Consider the following 17,942-nt stretch of genomic DNA (forward strand, 5'->3'; position numbering starts at 1 on the left):
AGATGCGCGCCTTGGAACGCAAGGCACGCAAACTTGGATTGCAGCTGGTTAAAGCGGCTTAAATTTTAAGAGCAAAAACAATGAGTTATTTTTTGTTTGATAAGAGCTGGCTTGCCTGCGATGGCGGTGTAACAGTCAATATTTTCAGTAACTGACACACCGCCATCGCAGGCAAGCCAGCTCCCACATTTATTTTCAGCGGTCTCAGGACCGAGTCCGACACATAAACACAACTCGTCCTCCCTCCCGTCCTACAGTTGAAATCCCCCTCGCCACCCCCATATCAGTTTCCATCAGGGCATTTTCGCCCCGCTGCGTGGAGACTCTCCCCTTGACCACCATCGTTTCAGTACGTCGCCACGGCAAAGTCGTCATGGGCGGCGACGGCCAGGTTTCCCTTGGCAATACCGTGATGAAAGGTAACGCCAAGAAAGTGCGTCGCCTTTACCACGGCCAGGTTCTCGCGGGCTTTGCCGGCGCTACCGCCGACGCCTTCACCCTCTTCGAGCGCTTCGAAGGCCAGCTGGAAAAACACCAGGGCCACCTCGTGCGCGCCGCCGTCGAGCTCGCCAAAGAATGGCGCACCGACCGTACGCTCAGCCGCCTGGAAGCCATGTTGGCCGTCGCCAACAAAGATGCCTCCCTGATCATCACCGGTAACGGCGATGTGGTTGAGCCCGAACATGGCCTGATCGCTATGGGTTCCGGCGGTGGTTACGCCCAAGCGGCAGCCAGCGCACTGTTGAAAAAAACCGAACTGTCGGCCCGCGAAATCGTCGAGACGGCCTTGGGCATTGCCGGCGATATCTGCGTGTTCACCAACCACAATCAGACCATTGAGGAGCAGGACCTCGCCGAATAAGCCGTAGGCTTATTCTCGCTTGAGGCCGCCAAACACTATGTCCATGACTCCCCGCGAAATCGTCCATGAACTCAACCGCCATATCATCGGCCAGGACGATGCCAAGCGCGCCGTTGCCATCGCGCTGCGTAACCGCTGGCGCCGCATGCAACTGCCCGAAGAGCTGCGTGTTGAAGTAACGCCGAAAAACATCCTGATGATCGGCCCTACCGGCGTCGGTAAAACCGAAATCGCCCGTCGCTTGGCCAAACTGGCCAATGCACCGTTCATCAAGGTCGAAGCCACCAAGTTCACCGAAGTGGGCTACGTGGGCCGCGACGTCGAGTCGATCATTCGTGACTTGGCCGATGCAGCGCTGAAGCTGCTGCGCGAGCAGGAAATGACCAAGGTCAGCCATCGCGCCGAAGACGCCGCGGAAGAACGCATCCTTGATGCCCTGCTGCCACCGGCACGCGCGGGTTTCAACGAAGACGCCGCAACGGCCTCGGATTCCAACACCCGCCAGCTGTTCCGCAAGCGCCTGCGTGAAGGCCAGTTGGACGACAAGGAAATCGAGATCGAAGTCGCCGAAGTCTCCGGTGTCGACATCTCCGCCCCGCCAGGCATGGAAGAAATGACCAGCCAGTTGCAGAACCTGTTCGCCAACATGGGCAAGGGCAAAAAGAAAAGCCGCAAGCTCAAGGTGAAGGAAGCGCTGAAACTGGTGCGCGACGAAGAAGCCGGGCGCCTGGTGAATGAGGAAGAGCTCAAGGCCAAGGCCCTGGAAGCGGTCGAGCAACACGGCATTGTGTTTATCGATGAGATCGACAAAGTCGCCAAGCGCGGTAACTCCGGTGGCGTCGACGTGTCCCGCGAAGGCGTGCAGCGCGACCTGCTGCCGCTGATCGAAGGCTGCACCGTGAACACCAAGCTGGGCATGGTCAAGACCGACCACATCCTGTTTATCGCCTCCGGTGCCTTCCACCTGAGCAAGCCAAGCGACCTGGTGCCGGAGCTGCAAGGCCGCCTGCCGATTCGCGTCGAGCTCAAGGCACTGACCCCGGGCGACTTCGAGCGCATCCTCAGCGAGCCGCATGCTTCGCTGACCGAGCAATACCGTGAGTTGCTGAAAACCGAAGGCTTGGGTATCGAGTTCCAAGCGGACGGCATCAAGCGTCTGGCGGAGATCGCCTGGCAGGTCAACGAGAAGACCGAGAACATTGGTGCGCGTCGACTGCATACCCTGCTTGAGCGTTTGCTGGAGGAAGTGTCCTTCAGCGCCGGCGACCTGGCCGGTGCGCAGAATGGCGAAGTGATCAAAATTGATGCGGATTACGTCAATAGCCACTTGGGCGAATTGGCGCAGAACGAAGATCTGTCGCGCTACATTCTGTGAGCTCAAGCTGTAAGCTACAAGCTTCAAGTTGAGCCCATTCAACTTGCCGCTTGTAGCTTAAGGCTGGCCGCTGGAGGCTCCCATGTCCAAATTCCCTACAGCTGTAAACCTGCACAAAACCTCCAACACCCTCGGCCTTACCTACGGGCCCGACGAGGTGTACCAACTCCCCGCCGAACTGCTGCGCACCCACTCGCCTTCCGCAGAAGTCCAGGGTCACGGCAAACCCATCCTGCAATTCGGCAAACTCAACGTGCGTTTGGTCAAAATAGAACCGGCCGGTCAGTACGCACTGAAATTGACCTTCGACGACGGTCATGACAGCGGACTGTTCACCTGGGACTACCTCTACCAATTGGCCGTGCGCCAGGACGCGCTGTGGGCCGACTACCTTGCCGAACTCAAAGCGGCCGGCAAAACCCGCGATCCAAGTCAGTCGGTCGTGCGGCTGATGCTCTAGCCCAGGCGTCTTGCTCTTTAGAGGGCATTTTCTAATTTCATCTGCTTGAATGCCCTGTCGCGTGACCAACGATTGGTCCGCTTGCGAAAAAAATTAAACTCGGGTAACCAATGGAGCTGGCAAGTTCCCTGCATTTGACGATGCGGTATCAACGGTCACCCGAGTCGCAGTACCTGGCTTGTGTTGTGTATCGAAACTGGGTGCACAGCGGCAGTAACGGGTACTCGTCTTTCGGACAATGGAGCGTCGTAGATGAGTAACAAGAATAACGATGACTTGAAACGCCAGGCCTCGGAAAACACCCTGGGGCTGAACCCGATCATCGCGTTACGTAAAAAGGATTTACTCGCCTCGGCGAAGATGGTGCTGACCCAAGCCATCAAGCAACCGTTGCACAGCGTCAAACACGTCGCGCATTTTGGCGTGGAATTGAAGAATGTGATGTTCGGCAAATCGCAGCTGGTACCCGAAAGCGACGACCGTCGTTTCCATGACCCTGCCTGGAGCCAGAACCCGCTCTACAAACGTTATTTGCAGACCTACCTGGCGTGGCGCAAGGAACTGCACGACTGGATCGGCGACAGCAACCTGTCGGAACAGGACGTCAGCCGCGGCCACTTCGTGATCAACCTGATGACCGAAGCCATGGCCCCGACCAACAGCGCGGCCAACCCGGCGGCGGTCAAACGTTTTTTTGAAACCGGCGGCAAAAGCCTGCTTGATGGCCTTTCCCACCTGGCCAAGGACATGGTGCACAACGGCGGCATGCCGAGCCAGGTCAACATGGGCGCCTTTGAAGTGGGCAAGAGCCTGGGCACCACCGAAGGTGCCGTAGTGTTTCGCAACGACGTGCTGGAGTTGATCCAGTACAAGCCGATCACCGAACAGGTGCACGAGCGCCCGCTGTTGGTGGTGCCGCCGCAGATCAACAAATTCTATGTGTTCGACTTGAGCCCGGATAAGAGCTTGGCGCGTTTTTGCCTGCGCAATGGCCAGCAGACGTTTATCGTCAGCTGGCGCAACCCGACCAAGGCCCAGCGTGAATGGGGCCTGTCGACCTATATCGAAGCGCTCAAGGAAGCGGTCGACGTGGTCACCGCGATCACGGGCAGCAAAGACATCAACATGCTCGGCGCCTGCTCCGGTGGCATTACCTGCACCGCGCTGCTGGGCCACTACGCGGCGCTGGGCGAGAAGAAAGTCAACGCACTGACCCTGCTGGTGAGCGTGCTGGACACCACGTTGGACACCCAGGTGGCGCTGTTTGTCGACGAACAGACCCTGGAAGCGGCCAAGCGCCATTCCTATCAAGCCGGCGTGCTGGAAGGCCGCGACATGGCCAAAGTGTTCGCCTGGATGCGCCCCAACGACCTGATCTGGAACTACTGGGTCAACAACTACCTGCTCGGCAACGAGCCGCCGGTGTTCGACATCCTGTTCTGGAACAACGACACCACGCGCTTGCCGGCCGCCTTCCACGGCGACCTCATCGAACTGTTCAAAAATAATCCACTGGTCCGCGCCAACGCCCTGGAAGTGTGCGGTACGCCGATTGACCTCAAGCAGGTCACCGCCGATATCTATTCACTGGCCGGCACCAACGACCACATCACGCCGTGGCAGTCTTGCTACAAGTCGGCGCAGCTGTTTGGTGGGAAGGTTGAATTCGTGTTGTCCAGCAGCGGTCACATCCAGAGCATTCTTAATCCACCGGGCAATCCCAAGGCGCGTTACCAGACCAGTGACAGCCTCACGGCGAAACCGCTGGAATGGCAGGAGAATGCAACCAAGCACACCGATTCCTGGTGGCTGCATTGGCAGGTATGGCAGGCGGAGCGGGCGGGGAAGTTGAAGAAAGCACCGACGGCATTAGGTAATAAAAAGTACGCCGCAGCCGAAGCGGCGCCGGGAACATATGTGCATGAACGATAGCTGCAAGCTACAAGCCTCAAGCTGATTGAGTTCAGCTTGTAGCTTGAAGCTCGCAACTGCCCCCCCTAACCCGAAGGGTTCCCCCATGCCTCAACCGTTCATCTTCCGTACCATCGACCTGGATGGCCAGACCATCCGCACGGCGGTGCGCCCGGGCAAGCCTCACTTGACGCCTTTGCTGATCTTCAATGGCATCGGCGCCAACCTTGAGCTGGTGTTTCCGTTCGTCCAGGCGTTGGACCCGGACCTGGAAGTGATCGCCTTCGATGTGCCCGGCGTGGGCGGTTCGTCGACGCCCAACCGGCCCTACCGTTTTCCCGGCCTGGCCAAACTTACCGCGCGCATGCTCGATTACCTGGACTACGGCCAGGTCAACGCAGTGGGTGTGTCGTGGGGTGGCGCGCTAGCGCAGCAATTCGCCTACGACTACCCGGAGCGTTGTAAAAAGCTGATCCTCGCGGCCACGGCAGCGGGTGCGGTGATGGTGCCGGGCAAGCCCAAAGTGCTGTGGCTGATGGCCAGCCCACGCCGTTACATCCAACCGTCCCACGTGGTGCGCATTGCGCCGATGATTTACGGCGGCTCGTTCCGCCGCGATTCGAAACTGGCCGCCGAACACGCGAGCAAAGTGCGCTCGGCCGGCAAGCTGGGTTACTACTGGCAGCTGTTTGCCGGGCTGGGTTGGACCAGCATCCATTGGCTGCACAAAATCCGCCAACCCACCCTGGTGCTGGCCGGGGACGACGACCCGCTGATCCCGCTGATCAACATGCGCATGCTCGCCTGGCGCATTCCCAATGCGCAGTTGCACATCATTGATGATGGCCACCTATTCCTGATCACCCGGGCCGAAGCCGTGGCGCCGATCATCATGAAATTTCTCGAAGAGGAGCGCATGCGCGCGGTGATTCATCCGCGACCGGCGGTGTAAGGACCACACCGCCGCGCAACTTGCCAGGAACCGACTATGGTTCTGAATTGGCGTGCCTGTTGATGGCTTGACGAAGGAGTGTTGGCTCATGCGAGAAAGACCCGTGACGAACCCGGCGCCCACCCCTGCCGCGTTCATCAATGCGCAAAATGCGATCACCGGCCTGCGTGGCCGGGATTTACTGTCAACCCTGCGCAGCGTCGCCGCCCACGGCTTGCGCAACCCGGTGCATACCGCGCGCCACGCCGTGGCGCTGGGCGGGCAATTGGGCCGTGTATTGCTGGGCGAAACCGTGCATGCGCCCAACCCCAATGACAGCCGCTTCACCGACCCCACCTGGAAACTCAACCCCCTGTACCGGCGCAGCCTGCAAGCCTATTTGAGCTGGCAGAAGCAATCACGCCAGTGGATTGACGACAGCACCCTGAGCGACGATGATCGGGCACGGGCGCATTTTGCGTTCTCCCTGTTCAACGATGCCGTCTCGCCCTCCAACAGCCTGCTCAACCCGCTGGCCATCAAGGAACTGCTCAACTCCGGTGGCAACAGTGTGGTGCGCGGCGTGAGTAACCTGCTCGAGGACCTGCTGCACAACAATGGCCTGCCACGCCAGGTGAGCAAGCACGCGTTCGAAGTGGGTAAGACGGTCGCCACTACACCCGGCTCAGTGGTGTTTCGCAATGAGCTGCTGGAGCTGATCCAGTACAAGCCCATGAGCGAAAAACAATATGCCAAGCCCCTGCTGGTGGTGCCGCCGCAAATCAACAAGTACTACATTTTCGACCTGAGCCCGGCCAACAGCTTTGTGCAATACGCCCTGAAAAACGGCCTGCAGACCTTCATGATCAGTTGGCGAAACCCGGACGTGCGGCACCGCGAATGGGGCCTTTCGACCTACGTCGCCGCCGCAGAAGAAGCGCTCAACGTGTGCCGGGCGATCACCGGCGCCCGCGAGGTCAACCTGATGGGCGCCTGCGCCGGCGGCCTGACCATCGCCGCACTGCAAGGCCACCTGCAAGCCAAGCGTCAGTTGCGGCGCGTCTCCAGCGCCAGCTACCTGGTCAGCCTGCTGGACAGCCAGATCGACAGCCCCGCCACACTGTTCGCCGACGAGCAAACCCTGGAAGCCGCCAAGCGCCGCTCTTACCAGCAAGGCGTGCTGGATGGCCGCGACATGGCCAAAGTCTTTGCCTGGATGCGCCCCAATGACCTGATCTGGAACTATTGGATCAACAACTACCTGCTGGGCAAGGAACCGCCGGCCTTCGACATCCTGTACTGGAACAACGACAACACGCGCCTGCCCGCCGCGCTGCACGGCGACCTGCTGGACTTCTTCAAGCACAACCCACTCAGCCATTCCGGCGGCCTGGAGGTGTGCGGCACGCCTATCGATCTGCAAAAGGTCACGGTGGACAGTTTCAGTGTGGCCGGGATCAACGACCACATCACGCCGTGGGACGCGGTGTACCGTTCGACCCAACTGCTGGGCGGTGAGCGACGCTTCGTGCTCTCCAACAGCGGGCATATCCAGAGCATCCTCAACCCGCCCGGCAACCCAAAGGCCAATTACGTCGAAAACCCTAAGATGAGCAGCGACCCGCGCGCCTGGTACTACGACGCCCACCACGTCGAGGGTAGCTGGTGGCCGCAATGGCTGGAGTGGATCCAGCAACGCTCAGGCGTGCAACGCGAAACCCTCACCGCCCTGGGCAACCAGAATTACCCACCGATGGAAGCAGCGCCTGGCACCTATGTTCGGGTGCGTTGAGCTCAACGATCACATTAAGAAGACTGGATGAAGACGCGCGACCGTATCCTTGAATGTGCCCTGCAGTTGTTCAACCAGAAGGGCGAGCCAAACGTGTCGACCATGGAGGTGGCCAATGAAATGGGGATCAGCCCCGGCAACCTTTACTACCACTTCCATGGCAAGGAGCCGCTGGTCCTCGGCCTGTTCGAGCGCTTTCAGAATGAGCTGGCGCCGCTGCTCAACCCACCCGCCGACGCACAGCTGGAAGCCGAGGATTACTGGCTGTTCCTGCACCTGATCGTCGAGCGTATGGCCCATTACCGGTTCCTGTTCCAGGACCTGTCGAACCTGGCCGGGCGCCTGCCGAAGCTGGCCAAAGGTATTCGCAACCTGCTCACGGCGCTCAAGCGCACCCTGGCTTCGTTGCTGGCGAGGCTGAAGGCGGCGGGGCAGTTGGTGAGTGGCACTCAAGCCTTGGGGCAACTGGTGGAGCAGATCACCATGACCTTGTTGTTTTCCCTGGATTACCAGCGGATTCTCGACCGTGAAGGCGAGGTGCGGGTGGTGGTGTACCAAATCATGATGTTGGTGGCGCCGCATCTGTTATTGCCGGCGCGACTCGCAACCGAGACGTTCGCGCTGAAATACCTGGATGACCCCATCTGAAAATGTGAGAGCTGGCTTGCCTGCGAGAGCACTTGACCCGTCAGCTCACGTGGGGCCTGACACCCCGCAATCGCAGGCAAGCCAGCTCCCACCCATAAAAATGCCCGACCTTTGCAGGCCGGGCATTTTTTGTGTCCTGGGGAAAATCAGGACTGACTGGATGGCGTCGGGGTTGCCGGCGTTGCAGTCGGGGTCACAGCAGCAGGCGTCGGTGCGGACACCGGGTTGGCTGTGGAAGCGGTTGGTGCCGGAGTAGCAGGCTTGGGTGCGGCTGGTTTTTTCGCTACTGCTGGCTTCTTCGCGGCAGCAGGTTTCGCGACCGGCTTCGCGGCGGCGGGCTTGGATGCTGGTTTGGCAGCAGGCTTTGCAGCTGCGGTTTTAGCCGCAGGCTTGGCGGCTGGTTTTGCTGCTGCCTTGGCGGCGGGCTTGGCAGCTGCCGTTTTTGCCGCAGGCTTGGCGGCTGGTTTAGCAACAGCTTTGGCTGGTGCCTTGGTCGCAGCTTTGGCAGCCGGTTTGGCGGCAGCTTTCACGGCAGGTTTGGCAGCAGCGGTTTTAGCAGCCGGCTTGGCAGCGGGTTTAGCGGCGGCAGTTTTCGCCGGAGCTACTTTGGCACCCGTCAGCTTTTCAATTTGCTTGGTCAGGGTATCGACCTTACTGTGCAGCGTCTTCAGTTCTGCTTTGCTAGGCACGCCCAGTCGCGAAATGGCACTGTTAAGGCGCTTGTCGAAAGTTTCTTCCAACTTGCCCCAAGTGTCAGAAATGCTCGATTTGGCGGAACCGGCAGTTGCCTTGGCCGCATCAACTTTTTTACCAACCGTGGTTTTGGTCAACTTCTCGGCCTTCTCGCCGTCCTTGACCAAAGTCTCGAAGTACTTGCCACCGTCACTGCTAACCTTCGAGTACACGCCTAAACCAGCAAGCCAGATCTTACGGGAATATTTTTCAACTTCCCCGACCCACGAGCTGCCTTCTTTCTGAGTAGTCTTTTTAACAGCCATCCCGATGTCTCCTTAGTGTTTACGCGCGACACGTTCTAGCAATGTCGTCAGCTCTTCGAGCTTAGCAGAGAGTGTCTCAACGTCATGTTTAGATGCAATGCCGATTCGATTCAAGGCACTTGCAACACGAGTATCAAAAGCTTTTTCAACTTTATCCAGCTGAACTTCTACCAGGCCTTTGACGGAGGAGACATTACTCTTGACTTGATCAATCTGACTGTTGGCGGCCTCAAGTTGTTCAACTGCAACTTTTTTGCCTTTACTTTCAACATGTTGACCAGTTTTAACCAGCTCTTTGAAATACTCGCCGCCCTCACTTCCAACCTTGGCATAGGCACCAAGTCCTGCCAGCCAGATCTTGCGGGCGTAGGATTTAACGTCGCTCAGCGTAGTGGTCTCGACGTCGATTTTTTTCTTCAGGATAACTTTGGCCATGGTGCACCTCACGCAGAATAGGGTGGAGGAACGGCCCGCAGGAGTTGAGGGCTTGGGCACAAAGTAGGGTGAAAAATTAGAATCGGCACCCTAAGAACGAGCGGATCACGCCAGCGCCTTATCCAGCGCCTTTTCAATTTCAGACTTGATGGAGCCGCTCATGGCCGACATCAACAGGCCCAGCTCCACATCAATGCGTAAAGAATCGTCGGCCACTACTACCGTGCCTTTCACCCCTGAACGCTTGAGGTTCAAGGTGTCCCCGGACCACGACGGCTCGAGGCCGTATTGCTCCTTGAGTTTTTGCGCCAACTTGTCGGCCTTTGCCCGTGCGCCTTCTTTACCCAGGGAATGTGCACGCTCAACGGTTATACGGGCCATTGCAATGACTCCTCTTTATAGCGACGTTGTAAACCTTCCATGCGGCAAAAGGTCTCTGTGATGACCTATCTTACCTGCAGCCTTGCCAAGACAAAGCAGGCCTTGGGGATTATCATGTGCCGCATTCTCTTTTGGTGACAGCGATATGACTGATCAGCGCAAAGGCAGCGATGCCGAACCCACCACTCACTTCGGCTTCAAGAACGTCCCGGAAAGCCAAAAAGCGGAAAAAGTCGCTGAGGTGTTCCACTCTGTAGCCGCCAAGTACGACCTGATGAACGACGTGCTGTCGGGCGGTATGCACCGCCTGTGGAAGCGCTTCACCATCGAGCTGTCGGGTGTACGCACCGGCAACCGTGTGTTGGATATCGCCGGCGGCACGGGCGACCTGGCAGCGAAGTTCTCCAAGCTCGTTGGCCCGACCGGCCAGGTGGTGTTGGCGGACATCAACGGTTCGATGCTCAAGGTCGGTCGCGACCGCCTGCTCGACAAAGGCGTGGCCGGCAATATCGAATTCGTCCAGGCCGACGCTGAAAAGCTGCCGTTCCCCGACAACCATTTCGACTGCGTGACCATCGCTTTCGGCCTGCGCAACGTGACCCACAAGGAAGACGCGATCCGCTCGATGCTGCGCGTGCTCAAGCCGGGCGGCCGCCTGTTGGTGCTGGAATTCTCCAAGCCGACCAACGCGCTGATGTCCAAGGTCTACGACACCTACTCGTTCGCCTTCATGCCGTTGATGGGCAAGCTGATCACCAATGACGCCGAGAGCTACCGCTACCTGGCCGAATCGATCCGCATGCACCCTGACCAGGAAACCCTCAAGTCGATGATGGTAGAGGCCGGTTTCGACCGCGTGACTTACCACAACATGACCTCGGGCGTCGTCGCGCTGCACCGCGGCATCAAGCCCTGATGGTGTTCGCCGGACTTCTCGCCAGCGTCGAACACGGCCTCAATCGTGTACTGCGCCTGGACAGCACCGCCCTGGCGCGGCTTGCGCACCTCAACGGCAAAGTCATTGCCGTCGATTGCCGCAGCCCCGCCTTGCAGCTGTTTATCCTGCCCAGCGATGAAGGCCTGATGCTTGCGAGCCAATGGGCCGCCGAGGCCGATTGCACCTTGCGTGCGCCGGCATCGAGCCTGTTGCACCTGGCCCTGAGTCGCAACAAGACCGCCATCCTGCACAGTGCCGAAGTGGAGCTGGAAGGCGACAGCGCGGCGCTGATGGACCTGGCCGCCGTGTTGCAAGACCTGGAACTGGACTGGGAATACGAGCTGTCCCGCTGGATCGGCCCCGTGGCTACCCAGTTGATCAGCGGACACCTGCGCAGCAGGTCGCGTTGGTACCAGCAAGGGTTCGCCAGCCTCAACCAGAACCTTGCCGAATACCTGAGCGAAGAATCGCGCACCCTGGTCGGAGAACGGGAAGCGCAAGCGCGCTTTCGTGAACTCGACAAGGCCAAAATCGACCTGGAACGCCTTGAGGCACGCTTCGAGCGCCTGAGCCGTTCCCTTGATCCAAGCGATAACGCATGAAGCTGCTTGCCGTCCGCCGTTTGTTTCGTATCCAGCGCGTCGTAATCCGCTACCGCCTTGATGACCTGCTGTTCGCCCTGCCCCTGCCGTGGTTCCTGCTTGCCGTGCGCTATGTGCTGCCATGGCGTTGGTTCCCGCGTAAACAGCTGGAGCTGAGCAGGGGCGCACGCCTGCGCCTGGCCTTGCAGGACCTGGGGCCGATCTTTATCAAGTTCGGGCAGATCCTCTCGACCCGTCGCGATTTGTTACCGGAAGACATCGCCGACGAGCTGATGCTGCTGCAGGACCGCGTGCCACCCTTCGATTCCCAGCAATCGATGAAGCTGATCGAAGAGCAGCTTGGCAAGAAGATCAGCGAAGTCTTCAGCCGCTTCGACGTCGAGCCACTGGCCTCGGCCTCGGTCGCGCAAGTGCACGCAGCGCGGCTCAAGACCGGCGAAGAAGTGGTGGTGAAGGTGATCCGTCCAGGCCTCAAGCCAATCATCGGACAGGACCTGGCGTGGTTGTTCATCCTCGCCCGCGCCGCCGAGCGCTTCAGCGCCGATGCGCGCCTGTTGCACCCAGTGGACGTGGTCGCCGACTACGAAAAAACCATCTACGACGAACTCGACCTGCTGCGCGAAGCGGCCAACGCCAGCCAGCTCAAGCGCAACTTCGAAGGCTCGCCGTTGCTGTACGTGCCGCAAGTGTATTGGGACTGGTGCCGACCCAAAGTGCTGGTGATGGAGCGCATCTACGGCGTGCAGGTCACCGACCTTGCGACCCTGGCCGACCAGCGTACCGACATGAAGATGCTCGCCGAGCGTGGTGTGGAGATTTTCTTCACCCAGGTGTTCCGTGACAGTTTCTTCCACGCCGACATGCACCCGGGCAACATCTTCGTCAGCACCGTCAACCCGTGGAGCCCGCAATACATTGCGATCGACTGCGGTATCGTCGGCAGCCTGACCCCCGAGGACCAGGACTACCTGGCGCGTAACCTGTTTGCCTTCTTCAAGCGCGACTATCGCCGCGTGGCGCAGTTGCACATCGACTCGGGCTGGGTACCGGCAGAAACCAAACTCAACGAATTCGAAGCGGCGATCCGCACCGTGTGCGAGCCGATCTTTGAAAAACCGTTAAAAGATATTTCATTCGGCCAGGTGCTGATGCGCCTGTTCCAGACCGCTCGGCGCTTCAATATGGAAGTGCAGCCGCAACTGGTGCTGTTGCAAAAGACCCTGCTGAACATCGAAGGCCTGGGCCGTCAGCTGTACCCGGACCTCGACCTGTGGAACACCGCCCAACCGTTCCTGGAGCGCTGGATGCGCGAGCGGATGAGCCCGAAGACCATGCTGGGCAACCTGCACAGCCAGATGGAACAACTGCCGCATCTGGCCAACATGACCCGCGACTTGTTGGAGCGCATGTCCCAGCCCCACGCCAAGGACCCGGCGCCGCCGTGGCAGAAACGCAAGGACGACTGGTTCCTGCGCCTGCTGGGTGCAGCCCATCTGGTCGGCGGCGTAATGCTGGCGATTGGGGCCCCGCTGAACCCACTGGGGCACTGGCCGGCTGGCATCATGGTCGCCGTGGGTGTTTATCTGATCGTGCGTCGATAGCCAATCCGGTTATACACTGTCGCAAATTGCCGGAGCCGAACATGAAAGACTGGCTGGACGAGATCAAGTGGGACAGTGACGGCCTGGTGCCGGCCATTGCCCAGGACTACAAGACCGGGCGCGTGCTGATGATGGCCTGGATGAACCGCGAGGCCCTGAGCCTCACTGCCGCTGAGCAGCGCGCCATCTACTGGTCACGCTCGCGTGGCAAACTGTGGCGCAAGGGCGAAGAGTCCGGGCATGTGCAAACCTTGCACGAGCTACGCCTGGACTGCGACGCCGACGTGGTGATCCTCAAGGTCGAGCAGATCGGCGGCATCGCTTGCCATACCGGCCGTCACAGCTGCTTCTATCGCGTGTTCGAGCATGGCGAATGGAAGATCGTCGAGCCGGTACTCAAAGACCCGCACGCCATCTACCCGGCAGGACACTAGACATGAGCGATACCCTGAACCGTGTGGCCCAGGTGCTGGAGGACCGCAAAGGTGCGGATGCCGACAGCTCCTATGTCGCCAGCCTGTATCACAAGGGCCTGAACAAGATTCTGGAAAAACTCGGCGAAGAATCCGTCGAGACCATCATCGCGGCCAAAGACGCGCAAATCAGCGGCGACTGCAGCGATGTGATCTACGAAACCGCCGACCTTTGGTTCCACAGCCTGGTCATGCTCGCCCAACTGGGGCAGCATCCGCAGGCTGTACTGGATGAACTGGACCGTCGCTTTGGCTTGTCCGGGCATGCCGAAAAGGCTTCGCGTCCGTCCACTTGAATAACGTTGACTGAGGATTTGCAGCATGGGCATTTTTGACTGGAAACACTGGATCGTCATTCTGGTGGTCGTGGTACTGGTGTTCGGCACCAAGAAACTCAAAAACCTCGGTACCGACGTGGGCGAGTCGATCAAGGGCTTTCGCAAAGCCATGAACGATGATGAAAAACCGGCCGACCCGGTCGCCAACCCGGTACCGCCGGCCCAGCCTGTGCACCCGCAGGCCGCCCAGCCGATCACCGAACGTCGTACCTTCGACGTGCAGGCTGAGAAAGTCGAAGAGCCGACCCGCAAAGACTCGTGAGCACTGACTAATGTTTGGTATCAGCTTCTCTGAACTGCTGCTCGTCGGCCTCGTGGCCTTGCTGGTATTGGGGCCGGAACGCCTGCCCGGTGCAGCGCGCACGGCCGGCCTGTGGATCGGGCGCCTGAAACGCAGTTTCAACGCCATCAAACAGGAAGTTGAACGGGAAATCGGCGCCGACGAGATTCGTCGGCAACTGCACAACGAGCACATTCTGTCGTTGGAACAGGAAACGCGAAAGATTCTGTCGCCCGTGCAGGAGCCCGCCAAACCGGCGCAGCCTGTGGCCGAACACAGCATCGCGCCCGTCGCTGAAACCGCCCCCGTGGCACCGACCGCGCCAACCGAGCCTGCGCCGACGCCCGTTGCGTCGCCCGCGCCCCATGACCCTACATTGCCGCCGCGAGCCCCATGAGCGCTGATAAACCGGAAAACGACCAGCATATGCCGCTGGTCTCGCACCTCACTGAGCTGCGTACCCGCCTGCTGCGTTGCGTAGCGGCCATCTTCATCATTTTTGCCGGGTTGTTCGCCTTTACCCAGCAGATCTACACCTTTGTTTCGACGCCACTGCGCCAGTACCTGCCGGCCGGCGCGACGATGATCGCCACCGATGTGTCCTCGCCGTTCCTCACGCCGTTGAAGCTGACCATGATGGTTTCGCTGTTCCTGGCGATCCCGGTGATCCTGCACCAGATCTGGGGCTTTATCGCGCCAGGCCTGTACAAGCATGAGAAGCGCATCGCGGTGCCGTTGCTGGTGTCGAGCATCCTGCTGTTCTACACCGGCATGGCGTTCGCGTACTTCCTGGTGTTCCCGTTGATCTTCAAGTTCTTCGCCGCAGCCACTCCGGCCGGCGTGGAGATGATGACCGACATCACCAGCTACCTCGACTTCGTGATGACGTTGTTCTTCGCCTTTGGCGTGGCCTTCGAAATCCCGGTGGCCGTGGTGCTGCTGGTGTGGATCGGCGTGGTCAACGTGTCGTACCTGAAAAAGATCCGCCCCTACGTGATCATCGGCTGCTTCGTGGTCGGCATGATCCTCACGCCGCCGGATATCTTCTCCCAGACGCTGCTGGCCGTGCCGATGTGGATGCTGTTCGAAATTGGCATCCTGTTCAGTGCCTTGATCAGCAAGCGCGGCGAACACCGGGATGATCAACCCGCCGACGACGACCAGCCGCCAGCGACCCAGCCGTGAACCTGCTGCTGCTGGAAGAGGCCGATTTTATTACGGCCGAGCGAGTGGTGCTGCGCGATCGGCGCCTGGTGCATATGCAGGAAGTCCACCGCGCCGCCGTCGGCGACAGCCTGCGGGTCGGCCGTATCGGCGGGCTGATGGGCAATGCGCAGTTGCTGCGCCTGGACGCCGGTGAAGCCGAGCTGCAAGTGAGTGTCGATCAGCCGCCACCGGCCAAACTGCCGCTGACCCTGTTGCTGGCCCTGCCGCGCCCGAAAATGCTGCGCCGGGTGCTGCAGACCGTGGCCGCCATGGGCGTGCCCAAGGTAGTGCTGCTGAACAGCTACCGGGTCGAAAAGAGCTTCTGGCAAACCCCATTCCTGGAGCCCGAGGCGATTCGCGAGCAATTGATCCTGGGCCTGGAACAGGCGCGGGATACAGTGCTGCCCGAGATCGTTATCGAAAAGCGCTTCAAACCGTTCGTCGAAGACCGCCTGCCGGCCATGACTGAAGGCACCCTGGGCCTGATCGGTCACCCCGGCGATTACCCGGCCTGCCCGCGTGGGCTGGATGAGCCGGTGACGCTGGCGATTGGCCCGGAAGGCGGCTGGATCCCCTACGAAGTGGACTTGCTGGCCAAGGCCGGCATGCAGCCCGTGCAGCTCGGCGCGCGCATCCTGCGCGTCGAAACCGCCGTCACCGCCCTCCTCGCCCGACTTTTCTAACTACTCGGTCCAACAGACGCTCCCACATTGGAGCTGTGTCGCTACAGAATACTGCGTGCGTGCCGATACCCTTCGAATAAGTCCAAGCCTTGTTCCAGGGGAGTTTACAGCATGTATCGATGGTTAGCCGAAAGGCTGGGGAATGTGAGTGTCAAAACCAAGCTGGGCGTAGGCTTCGGGCTGGTATTGCTGCTGACGCTGATGATCACGTTCACCGGCTGGACCGGGCTCTCCGGCGTGATCAGCCGCGGCGACAAACTGGGGTATATCGCCAGCCTCAACGACCTGAGCAAGGAATTGCGCATCGCGCGCCTGGATTTTGAAATGCGCCGTGGCGAGCAGGGTCCGACGACGGTCAATGGTTTTCTCGGCCAACTGGAAAGCGGCCTGAAAACCGCACGTACACTCATTGAGCAGCCCGCTGAGATTGCCTTGATCGATGATCAACTCGCGGCGGTCGACCAGTACAAGCGCGCATTCGAGGCCATGGTGCAGGCCGGCGCCAACCGGGAAAACGCCCGCAGCAAACTGGGCGACACGGCCGACAACGCAGTGGCCAACGTGAGTGAGGTTGAAAAAGCTCTGCTGCAAGGCGACAGCGTCAGCCAGTTCAACAGCGTTGTCGATTTGAGCAAGCTGATCCAGCAAGCCCGCTTCCAGGTGCGTGGCTACACCTATAGCGGCAGGGTCGAGGCCGAGCAACCAGCGCTGGACGCCATCGACAACGCCTTGAAGAAAATCACCGCCCTCGATAGCCAGCTACCCGAGCAATATACAAAAAACCTGCAACAGGCCAGCGTTTCGCTGCAAGCTTACCGTGCAGCGGTGAGCCAATACCGTGACTCTCAAGTCTCCAGCGCCGAGGCCTTGAAAATCATGGTCAACCAGGGCGAACTACTGCTGGACCGCAGCAACAAACTGACCGCCTCGCAAACGGTTGTGCGTGATACAGACGCCGCACGCGCCAAACAGTTGTTGCTGTTGGCCGCGACACTCGCGCTGATCTTTGGCCTGGTCGCCGCATGGGCCATCACCCGTCAGATCATCCTCCCGCTGAACGAGACCCTCCAGGTGGCCGAGCGCGTGGCCTTGGGTGACCTGAGCCACAACCTGACCTCCCTGCGCCAGGACGAACTGGGCCAACTGCAACGCGCCATGCAAAGTATGACCGTCGGCCTGCGTGAGCTGATTGGCGGGATCAGCGACGGCGTCACCCAGATCGCCAGCGCCGCCGAGCAACTGTCTGCCGTTACCGAGCAGACCAGCGCCGGGGTCAACAGCCAGAAGATCGAGACCGACCAGGTCGCCACTGCCATGAACGAAATGGCCGCCACCGTGCAGGAAGTCGCGCGCAACGCCGAGGAAGCGTCCGAAGCCGCCGTGGCCGCAGACCAGCAAGCCCGTGAGGGCGATAAAGTGGTCGGTGAAGCCATCGCTCAGATCGAACGCCTGGCCACCGAAGTCGGCAACTCCACCGCTGCCATGGGCGACTTGAAGCGCGAAAGCGACAAGATCGGCAGCGTGCTCGACGTGATCAAGTCCGTGGCCCAGCAAACCAACCTGCTGGCCCTCAACGCCGCGATTGAAGCCGCGCGTGCCGGTGAAGCCGGGCGTGGCTTTGCGGTGGTGGCCGATGAAGTGCGCAGCCTGGCCCAGCGTACGCAGAAGTCCACCGAAGAGATCGAAGAGCTGATTGTCGGCCTGCAAAACGGCACCCAACAGGTGGCGACCATCATGGATAACAGCCGTGGCCTGACCGACAGCAGCGTTGAACTGACCCGCCGTGCCGGCAGCGCCTTGGCGAACATCACCCGCACGGTCTCGACCATCCAGGCAATGAACTCGCAGATCGCCACCGCCGCCGAGCAACAAAGCGCCGTGGCTGAAGAGATCAATCGCAGCGTACTGAACGTGCGCGATGTGTCGGAACAAACCTCTTCGGCCAGCGAAGAAACCGCCGCGTCCAGTGCTGAACTGGCACGTCTGGGCATCTACTTGCAGACGCTGGTCGGACGTTTCCGTATCTGAT

At 60.0% G+C, this 17,942-nt stretch carries 20 protein-coding genes; 17 read left to right on the plus strand and 3 right to left on the minus strand.

Translation table 11 applies throughout. The annotated features are described in order from the left end of the window. Positions 1-331: 331 nt before the first annotated feature. The 7 genes from hslV to AACY36_RS16825 all read left to right on the plus strand — a co-directional run bounded on the left by hslV (position 332) and on the right by AACY36_RS16825 (position 7,979). Entirely contained in the window at positions 332-862 is a 531-nt protein-coding gene (gene hslV, locus AACY36_RS16795; RefSeq protein ID WP_339427283.1) for an ATP-dependent protease subunit HslV, read from the plus strand. Positions 863-899: 37 nt separating this feature from the next. After that, positions 900-2,237 (plus strand): ATP-dependent protease ATPase subunit HslU, encoded by a 1,338-nt coding sequence (hslU, locus tag AACY36_RS16800; RefSeq protein ID WP_339427284.1) that lies wholly within the window; start codon positions 900-902, stop codon positions 2,235-2,237. A gap of 82 nt (positions 2,238-2,319) precedes the next feature. Next, on the plus strand, positions 2,320-2,697 hold the full coding sequence (locus tag AACY36_RS16805) for a DUF971 domain-containing protein (RefSeq protein WP_314561598.1): 378 nt from the start codon (positions 2,320-2,322) through the stop codon (positions 2,695-2,697). Positions 2,698-2,949: 252 nt separating this feature from the next. Further along, positions 2,950-4,629 (plus strand): class II poly(R)-hydroxyalkanoic acid synthase, encoded by a 1,680-nt coding sequence (gene phaC, locus AACY36_RS16810; RefSeq protein WP_339415542.1) that lies wholly within the window; start codon positions 2,950-2,952, stop codon positions 4,627-4,629. 85 nt (positions 4,630-4,714) lie between these two features. Next, positions 4,715-5,560 carry a poly(3-hydroxyalkanoate) depolymerase gene (phaZ, locus tag AACY36_RS16815; RefSeq protein ID WP_016979176.1) on the plus strand — a complete coding sequence of 282 codons (846 nt, stop codon included), beginning with the start codon at positions 4,715-4,717 and terminating at the stop codon, positions 5,558-5,560. An 88-nt stretch (positions 5,561-5,648) separates the two neighbouring features. After that, positions 5,649-7,331, plus strand: a complete 1,683-nt coding sequence (gene phaC / locus AACY36_RS16820; RefSeq protein ID WP_339497315.1) for a class II poly(R)-hydroxyalkanoic acid synthase — start codon at positions 5,649-5,651, stop codon at positions 7,329-7,331. Between the two features lie 27 nt (positions 7,332-7,358). Then, positions 7,359-7,979 (plus strand): TetR/AcrR family transcriptional regulator, encoded by a 621-nt coding sequence (locus AACY36_RS16825; protein WP_339415540.1) that lies wholly within the window; start codon positions 7,359-7,361, stop codon positions 7,977-7,979. Between the two features lie 146 nt (positions 7,980-8,125). Here the strand turns inward: AACY36_RS16825 and AACY36_RS16830 are convergent, their stop codons facing one another. From AACY36_RS16830 to AACY36_RS16840, 3 genes are all read right to left on the minus strand, one after another. Continuing rightward, positions 8,126-8,977: a phasin family protein gene (locus AACY36_RS16830; RefSeq protein ID WP_339497317.1), complete on the minus strand. Its 852-nt coding sequence runs from the start codon at positions 8,975-8,977 to the stop codon at positions 8,126-8,128. Between the two features lie 12 nt (positions 8,978-8,989). Next, complete coding sequence (locus AACY36_RS16835; RefSeq protein WP_065875741.1) at positions 8,990-9,412, minus strand: phasin family protein; 423 nt, start codon at positions 9,410-9,412, stop codon at positions 8,990-8,992. Between the two features lie 105 nt (positions 9,413-9,517). Beyond that, positions 9,518-9,793: a polyhydroxyalkanoic acid system family protein gene (locus AACY36_RS16840; RefSeq protein ID WP_339415538.1), complete on the minus strand. Its 276-nt coding sequence runs from the start codon at positions 9,791-9,793 to the stop codon at positions 9,518-9,520. A gap of 145 nt (positions 9,794-9,938) precedes the next feature. Here AACY36_RS16840 and ubiE point away from each other — a divergent pair, with 145 nt between their 5' ends. From ubiE to AACY36_RS16890, 10 genes are all read left to right on the plus strand, one after another. Next, positions 9,939-10,709 carry a bifunctional demethylmenaquinone methyltransferase/2-methoxy-6-polyprenyl-1,4-benzoquinol methylase UbiE gene (gene ubiE, locus AACY36_RS16845; protein WP_339415537.1) on the plus strand — a complete coding sequence of 257 codons (771 nt, stop codon included), beginning with the start codon at positions 9,939-9,941 and terminating at the stop codon, positions 10,707-10,709. Next, the gene (locus tag AACY36_RS16850) at positions 10,709-11,332 is read left to right on the plus strand and encodes a ubiquinone biosynthesis accessory factor UbiJ (RefSeq protein WP_339415536.1); all 624 of its coding nucleotides are present in this window, start codon (positions 10,709-10,711) and stop codon (positions 11,330-11,332) included. The genes ubiE and AACY36_RS16850 overlap by 1 nt, the downstream gene beginning before the upstream one ends. Continuing rightward, on the plus strand, positions 11,329-12,933 hold the full coding sequence (gene ubiB, locus AACY36_RS16855; RefSeq protein ID WP_339493316.1) for a ubiquinone biosynthesis regulatory protein kinase UbiB: 1,605 nt from the start codon (positions 11,329-11,331) through the stop codon (positions 12,931-12,933). The genes AACY36_RS16850 and ubiB overlap by 4 nt, the downstream gene beginning before the upstream one ends. A gap of 41 nt (positions 12,934-12,974) precedes the next feature. After that, positions 12,975-13,367, plus strand: coding sequence for a phosphoribosyl-AMP cyclohydrolase (hisI, locus tag AACY36_RS16860; protein WP_314561632.1), 393 nt, complete (start codon positions 12,975-12,977; stop codon positions 13,365-13,367). 2 nt (positions 13,368-13,369) lie between these two features. After that, positions 13,370-13,702 carry a phosphoribosyl-ATP diphosphatase gene (locus AACY36_RS16865; protein WP_049710425.1) on the plus strand — a complete coding sequence of 111 codons (333 nt, stop codon included), beginning with the start codon at positions 13,370-13,372 and terminating at the stop codon, positions 13,700-13,702. Between the two features lie 25 nt (positions 13,703-13,727). After that, a complete protein-coding gene (locus tag AACY36_RS16870) occupies positions 13,728-14,006 on the plus strand; it encodes a twin-arginine translocase TatA/TatE family subunit (RefSeq protein ID WP_105695034.1) in 279 nt (92 codons plus the stop codon). Between the two features lie 10 nt (positions 14,007-14,016). After that, positions 14,017-14,421 (plus strand): Sec-independent protein translocase protein TatB, encoded by a 405-nt coding sequence (tatB, locus tag AACY36_RS16875; RefSeq protein ID WP_339415534.1) that lies wholly within the window; start codon positions 14,017-14,019, stop codon positions 14,419-14,421. Then, on the plus strand, positions 14,418-15,209 hold the full coding sequence (gene tatC, locus AACY36_RS16880) for a twin-arginine translocase subunit TatC (RefSeq protein ID WP_339415533.1): 792 nt from the start codon (positions 14,418-14,420) through the stop codon (positions 15,207-15,209). Before tatB ends, tatC begins: the two co-directional genes overlap by 4 nt. Beyond that, the gene (locus tag AACY36_RS16885; protein ID WP_339415532.1) at positions 15,206-15,913 is read left to right on the plus strand and encodes a 16S rRNA (uracil(1498)-N(3))-methyltransferase; all 708 of its coding nucleotides are present in this window, start codon (positions 15,206-15,208) and stop codon (positions 15,911-15,913) included. Before tatC ends, AACY36_RS16885 begins: the two co-directional genes overlap by 4 nt. A 111-nt stretch (positions 15,914-16,024) precedes the next feature. Beyond that, positions 16,025-17,941, plus strand: coding sequence for a methyl-accepting chemotaxis protein (locus AACY36_RS16890; RefSeq protein WP_339427290.1), 1,917 nt, complete (start codon positions 16,025-16,027; stop codon positions 17,939-17,941). The last annotated feature ends 1 nt before the right edge of the window (position 17,942 follow it).

Origin of the sequence: Pseudomonas sp. EA_15y_Pfl1_P101 (assembly GCF_963970835.1) — a bacterium.
GTDB lineage: Bacteria > Pseudomonadota > Gammaproteobacteria > Pseudomonadales > Pseudomonadaceae > Aquipseudomonas > Aquipseudomonas tritici.

Bases quoted from the DNA above. Each gene is read 5' to 3' on its own strand.
- AACY36_RS16840 (WP_339415538.1), bottom strand. From the start codon at position 9,793: ATGGCCCGTATAACCGTTGAGCGTGCACATTCCCTGGGTAAAGAAGGC.
- AACY36_RS16890 (WP_339427290.1), top strand. From the start codon at position 16,025: ATGTATCGATGGTTAGCCGAAAGGCTGGGGAATGTGAGTGTCAAAACC.
- phaC (WP_339415542.1), top strand. From the start codon at position 2,950: ATGAGTAACAAGAATAACGATGACTTGAAACGCCAGGCCTCGGAAAAC.
- phaZ (WP_016979176.1), top strand. From the start codon at position 4,715: ATGCCTCAACCGTTCATCTTCCGTACCATCGACCTGGATGGCCAGACC.
- AACY36_RS16865 (WP_049710425.1), top strand. From the start codon at position 13,370: ATGAGCGATACCCTGAACCGTGTGGCCCAGGTGCTGGAGGACCGCAAA.
- AACY36_RS16830 (WP_339497317.1), bottom strand. From the start codon at position 8,977: ATGGCTGTTAAAAAGACTACTCAGAAAGAAGGCAGCTCGTGGGTCGGG.
- ubiE (WP_339415537.1), top strand. From the start codon at position 9,939: ATGACTGATCAGCGCAAAGGCAGCGATGCCGAACCCACCACTCACTTC.
- phaC (WP_339497315.1), top strand. From the start codon at position 5,649: ATGCGAGAAAGACCCGTGACGAACCCGGCGCCCACCCCTGCCGCGTTC.
- hslU (WP_339427284.1), top strand. From the start codon at position 900: ATGTCCATGACTCCCCGCGAAATCGTCCATGAACTCAACCGCCATATC.
- tatB (WP_339415534.1), top strand. From the start codon at position 14,017: ATGTTTGGTATCAGCTTCTCTGAACTGCTGCTCGTCGGCCTCGTGGCC.
- ubiB (WP_339493316.1), top strand. From the start codon at position 11,329: ATGAAGCTGCTTGCCGTCCGCCGTTTGTTTCGTATCCAGCGCGTCGTA.
- hisI (WP_314561632.1), top strand. From the start codon at position 12,975: ATGAAAGACTGGCTGGACGAGATCAAGTGGGACAGTGACGGCCTGGTG.
- AACY36_RS16835 (WP_065875741.1), bottom strand. From the start codon at position 9,412: ATGGCCAAAGTTATCCTGAAGAAAAAAATCGACGTCGAGACCACTACG.
- tatC (WP_339415533.1), top strand. From the start codon at position 14,418: ATGAGCGCTGATAAACCGGAAAACGACCAGCATATGCCGCTGGTCTCG.
- AACY36_RS16805 (WP_314561598.1), top strand. From the start codon at position 2,320: ATGTCCAAATTCCCTACAGCTGTAAACCTGCACAAAACCTCCAACACC.
- AACY36_RS16870 (WP_105695034.1), top strand. From the start codon at position 13,728: ATGGGCATTTTTGACTGGAAACACTGGATCGTCATTCTGGTGGTCGTG.
- AACY36_RS16825 (WP_339415540.1), top strand. From the start codon at position 7,359: ATGAAGACGCGCGACCGTATCCTTGAATGTGCCCTGCAGTTGTTCAAC.
- AACY36_RS16850 (WP_339415536.1), top strand. From the start codon at position 10,709: ATGGTGTTCGCCGGACTTCTCGCCAGCGTCGAACACGGCCTCAATCGT.